At 39.5% G+C, this 3,577-nt stretch carries 7 protein-coding genes; 6 read left to right on the top strand and 1 reads right to left on the bottom strand.

Going from position 1 to position 3,577, the window contains the following annotated elements:
• The 6 genes from Q7P41_RS10080 to Q7P41_RS10055 all read left to right on the top strand — a co-directional run.
• Nucleotides 1-926 (top strand): Rpn family recombination-promoting nuclease/putative transposase (locus Q7P41_RS10080; RefSeq protein WP_303883982.1); only part of this gene is annotated, 926 nt, incomplete at its 5' end.
• A 101-nt stretch (nucleotides 927-1,027) separates the two neighbouring features.
• Entirely contained in the window at nucleotides 1,028-1,165 is a 138-nt protein-coding gene (locus Q7P41_RS10075) for a hypothetical protein (protein ID WP_303883979.1), read from the top strand.
• A gap of 4 nt (nucleotides 1,166-1,169) precedes the next feature.
• Entirely contained in the window at nucleotides 1,170-1,763 is a 594-nt protein-coding gene (locus tag Q7P41_RS10070) for a Panacea domain-containing protein (protein ID WP_303883977.1), read from the top strand.
• Nucleotides 1,764-1,783: 20 nt separating this feature from the next.
• Nucleotides 1,784-2,266, top strand: coding sequence for a hypothetical protein (locus tag Q7P41_RS10065; RefSeq protein WP_303883976.1), 483 nt, complete (start codon nucleotides 1,784-1,786; stop codon nucleotides 2,264-2,266).
• A 183-nt stretch (nucleotides 2,267-2,449) separates the two neighbouring features.
• On the top strand, nucleotides 2,450-2,692 hold the full coding sequence (locus tag Q7P41_RS10060) for an AbrB/MazE/SpoVT family DNA-binding domain-containing protein (protein ID WP_303883974.1): 243 nt from the start codon (nucleotides 2,450-2,452) through the stop codon (nucleotides 2,690-2,692).
• Nucleotides 2,670-3,029, top strand: coding sequence for a type II toxin-antitoxin system PemK/MazF family toxin (locus Q7P41_RS10055; RefSeq protein WP_303883972.1), 360 nt, complete (start codon nucleotides 2,670-2,672; stop codon nucleotides 3,027-3,029). Before Q7P41_RS10060 ends, Q7P41_RS10055 begins: the two co-directional genes overlap by 23 nt.
• 108 nt (nucleotides 3,030-3,137) lie before the next feature.
• Here Q7P41_RS10055 and Q7P41_RS10050 read toward each other — a convergent pair whose 3' ends face one another.
• Complete coding sequence (locus Q7P41_RS10050) at nucleotides 3,138-3,260, bottom strand: hypothetical protein (RefSeq protein ID WP_303883970.1); 123 nt, start codon at nucleotides 3,258-3,260, stop codon at nucleotides 3,138-3,140.
• Between the last annotated feature and the right edge of the window lie 317 nt (nucleotides 3,261-3,577).

The following is a 3,577-nucleotide window of genomic DNA, read 5'->3' as shown; positions in this document are numbered from 1 at the left end:
CCCACGACAGGCTTTTTAAAAGGGTAATGTCAGACGAAGCAAACGTAAGACAGTTCATAAAGGAATTTCTCCCAAAAGACATTTCAAGCCAGATAGATTTAAAGGAAATAAAGCTCATTCCAACAGAAAAGATCAAAGGCTACAACAAGTACTACATGGACATAGCAGTTGAATGCAAAATAGCAGATACAAAAGGACAGCTTTATTTCGTATTCGAGCATAAGTCATACCCTGATCCCGGAGTTTTACTTCAAATACTAAGCTATATGACCGTAACGTGGGACGAACAGAAAAAGAAAAATGTACCACTTACACCTATAATTCCCGTAGTCATCTATCACGGCTCTTCAAGCTGGAATATAACGACTCATTTTCAAGGACAGTTCGACAGCTTAAACGAAACCATAAAACCTTACATCCCTGAGTTCAACTACGTATTAGTAGACCTAACCCAAATTCCTAACAAAGAGATAGAACAAAAGGCAAAAGCCACACCCTTTTTGATGGCAAGCCTGATGATCATGAAGCTTGTAGCCTTACGTGACATAGAGGATATCGCGAAGATAACTGTTATAATTAACTTGCCTGAGGAAGAAAAACTGATACTGTTTTTATACCTGCTTTACACTGTGGATGTAGACCAAGACACCATGCAACGGATAGTAAAAGAACTTGGAGGTGAAGAAATCGTGCCGTCTCTGGCAGAAAAGCTGATAAAACAAGGTAAACAACAAGGCAAACAAGAAGGCGAAATCAAAGGCAAACAAGATGTGCTTATAAAACAACTGCGCCGCAAATTCGGCCTGTCATCATCTGAGGAGAAGATGATCCGCTCCGTCACCGATGAATCCAAACTTGATGCTGCGGCCGAAGCCGTGCTCGACGCGAAATCAAAAGACGAAGTGTTGAAGGTGCTTGGGCAGTAAATAGACGAAATGAACTTGGCATAGATCGCAGCAAGGTTAACCAGCGAGGGCTGGTTTAGTCGATTTTTATTTGGGTTATATATGTCGCTGGAGGAGATACTATGAGGGTGCTAAAGCTTCCGGAGATAAACCTCGATAATGATGATGAATTAAAGTTAGCGCTGGCTATTCGGCTTTTTATTGACTTGCCTCTTAAATATAATCATAATTGTATATATGTAGGAAAGGGGGGGATATAACAAAATGATCCCTTTTAGGAAGCAGAAGTTGCAGAATGCTATAGCTTATTTTGCTTTCGAATTTAATAGGCGAAAAGGATATTATCCACGCCAAACTTGGATATATAAGTTTCTTGCACTTCTCGATTTTCGTTCGCTTAAAAAGACAGGTGTTCCATGTATTGGCTTGGAGTATGATGCTATGAAATTTGGGCCCGTTCCATACCCTTTATACGATATTCGCTCTGGTTTAAGATTTGAAAAGTTTAAATTTATCGAGACGGCTGACGGGGGATATAGAGTTGAACCGGTAGGTAAGCCAAACCTTGATTATTTTGCTGACGATGAAATAGATTTAATGGAAGAGATTTTGGACGACTATACAAAGGATGGCGTCAATCTTGATAACCTAATAGCAAATGCTCACAAGGAGATCAAAGCTTGGAATAAGGCCTGGGATATTGCCGTAAAGTATGGAAGGGGTAGAATGCCAATGAGATATGAAGACGAATTTGATGATCTTTCTAAAAAGAGCGAGAATGAATTAACGCCTGAAGAAGAGTATTTTTTGGTTTACAAGGGCATGAAAGACAGGGAAGAAGCAAAAACTATTTCTTAGTTTCCTGCCAGTGATTTGTCATGGATGTGGGCGATGTCTTTACGTGGGATCAGTATCCTTATTCAAATGAAGAGACGAAGCGACGGTGGTTTGTCTATTTAGGGGAGTATAAAGATAACCCGGATCCATTTGATGATACCTCTTCTATTATGATAATTGCTCCAACCACAACTACTCAGACGCAATATTACGAGCCAGGCGAAAGGCGGGCGGAAAATCCCTTCGTTCGGTTTAGCCCAAATGAGGGATTTGGTTTTACCGAAGAATGTATCTTAGATTTAGCTCATAGAGACTTAGTAATTCCTCAAGATATCTTTTTAGAGAACCTGGAGTCTCAAAAAATCCAAATTAAAGGTAAAATATCTGATCAAAAGCTTCGAGAAATTTATGATAAGATATATCATTCCAGAGGTTATCCATTGATGTTAAAGCGCCGGATTCATGAAAATCTAAACAAAGCCGGTATTTCTAACCTTCCCAAGCCAAAAAGGGAAAAAAGGTAGAATAAAAGCACAAGGGTCGCATCTTTAATCTTGAATTTTAGGCTAGCAGGTTAATAATGAATGGGGGTCGGATCTTTAATCTTGAATTTTTGGTGTAGAATGTTCAGGACTTTAACTTAGCTTGCATATAAATCCAACATATATGTGATATACTATGTGTATCATATATAAGAGGTGTTTAAGATGACTTCTTCAGTTCGACTCTCAAAGTGGGGCAACAGCGTTGGAGTACGACTGCCAAAATATGTGGTAGATGCATTGGGGCTGAAACCTGGGCTTACCGTCGATGTTTCGCTTGAGAACGATCGCATCGTGCTTTATCCCGCTCATAAATATTGCTTAAACGATTTGGTATCCAAAATAACCGAGGAGAACAGGCACGGAGAAACGGATTGGGGCAACGATGAGGGAAAAGAGTGGTGGTAAGAGCCGTTTTCCGGACCGGGGCGATATTGTAATCATAGATTTAAAGCCTGTAAGGGGTCACGAGCAGGGAGGAAACCCTCGTCCTGTCCTTGTTCTTTCTCCTTACAAATATAATATTCGTTCAGGGCTGTGCCTCGTTGTCCCATTCACAAGTCAAAAAAAGGGTTATCCTTTTGAGGTAGACTGTGAGAAATACTCCATGAAAACGAGCGGAGTTGTTCTTGCAGATGCCATTCGAAACATAGATTGGCGGGCTCGAAATGCCAGATTCATTGAACAGGCCGATGAAGATCTTATCAGCGAAGTAATGTCGAAGCTTTTGACCCTGTTAGATTAGAGGTTTAATCTCTAATGTTGTCCGTTAGGAAGCTTTTGCACAATTCATTTTTGTCTTGAGCTAAAAGAATTTCCAAAAATATATTAGTATCTATTAAAAACATTGATCCTATCTCCAATCTAAAGCTTTATGCTGAAGGTCAACAGAACTTATTTTTATGTTTGCATCAGATAATCCGCCTTCCCAGTCAAATTTGAAACTATCTTCAATATTATTTTCATTCGTGAACATGATATCACTTCCTTTTATGAAATGGGGTCGGATCTTGAATCTTGAATTTTATTTCAGCAAGCGAATACAATAAAATTGCCTTGATCTTATAGGTGATTTGATTGAAGGTGCTATTTCAAGGACAGCATAAGGGCAGTAGGCCAACTAGGGATATATCATAATATATAAGGCAAAAAGCATCAGGTAACGTAAAAGGCCGGGAGCTTTAGCTTGCTCCCGGCTTTCTCGTATTTCCTAGTCCAGCCCTGCAAAAGCTGACTAAATTTTTATCAATTACCTTTTCGTTATCTACTCGAAAATATATTCTGTAACGATTT

The organism is Acetomicrobium mobile, from assembly GCF_937920065.1.
Note: the sequence above shows the minus strand (reverse complement) of the source record. Positions and strands in the feature narration are given on the sequence as shown.

Excerpts from the sequence above, each read along its gene's own strand:
- Q7P41_RS10075 (WP_303883979.1), top strand. The coding sequence starts at position 1,028 with ATGAGGGTGCTAAAGCTTCCGGAGATAAACCTCGATAATGATGATGAA.
- Q7P41_RS10070 (WP_303883977.1), top strand. The coding sequence starts at position 1,170 with ATGATCCCTTTTAGGAAGCAGAAGTTGCAGAATGCTATAGCTTATTTT.
- Q7P41_RS10065 (WP_303883976.1), top strand. The coding sequence starts at position 1,784 with ATGGATGTGGGCGATGTCTTTACGTGGGATCAGTATCCTTATTCAAAT.
- Q7P41_RS10060 (WP_303883974.1), top strand. The coding sequence starts at position 2,450 with ATGACTTCTTCAGTTCGACTCTCAAAGTGGGGCAACAGCGTTGGAGTA.
- Q7P41_RS10055 (WP_303883972.1), top strand. The coding sequence starts at position 2,670 with ATGAGGGAAAAGAGTGGTGGTAAGAGCCGTTTTCCGGACCGGGGCGAT.
- Q7P41_RS10050 (WP_303883970.1), bottom strand. The coding sequence starts at position 3,260 with ATGTTCACGAATGAAAATAATATTGAAGATAGTTTCAAATTTGACTGG.